Here is a 670-nt window from a genome sequence, read left to right as displayed (position 1 = left end):
CAGTAACCCTATTGTTTATAATACACGTCATTGGGAAAAGCTATGGATGAATAAAGTCAATCTATTCAATTTCCCACAATCTTTTAATCTCCACCAATTCCTGTCCATTGAATTCCATTCTGTATATATCTGGTTTTGATGTCTGTAGTAAAAAATTCAAATCATACTTACTATCATAATACCCCATCATCAAAGTCATAACAGCTCCATGGGTTCCTAATACTACTTTCTGTCCTCGATAGGTGTTTAATAATTCTTTTAAGACTTTTATAGCACGTTTCTGACAGTCGACATTAGACTCTCCTCCCGTTAAAGCAAAGTCGGGTTCTAAAAATGACTTTGTTATCAAAGGGAATAATTCTTTATCCGACATTCGTTCCTCTTCAGCAATAAAAATTCTCTCTTTTAAGTCTTCAAATACTAAAACTTCTTGTCCTATTTGCTTCGCTAACTGCTGAACAGTTAGAATTGAACGATTGTATGGACTTGAGATAACAATGTCAATCCCCTCACCTTGTAATACATCTGTTATTCGTTGAACATCTAATTTTCCTTTTTCAGTTAATCCTCTTGTTTTTTCTTTTCCAGATTTCGGTGAATCCCCATGTCTCACCATATATATGAAAGTTTTCATAATTCCCTCCATTTTTCCAGGTTCCTTTACAATTAC

The 670-nt window shown here is 34.0% G+C and carries 1 protein-coding gene; it reads right to left on the bottom strand.

What is annotated here, in order from left to right; genetic code table 11:
* Positions 1-61: 61 nt before the first annotated feature.
* The gene (locus AC1DJR_RS32565; protein WP_000846743.1) at positions 62-634 is read right to left on the bottom strand and encodes a histidine phosphatase family protein; all 573 of its coding nucleotides are present in this window, start codon (positions 632-634) and stop codon (positions 62-64) included.
* Positions 635-670: the final 36 nt, after the last annotated feature.

The sequence above is a fragment of the Bacillus sp. 05T31 genome (assembly GCF_056396725.1).
The sequence above is the reverse complement of the archived record's forward strand: the minus strand, read 5'-3'. Positions and strand labels throughout refer to the sequence as shown.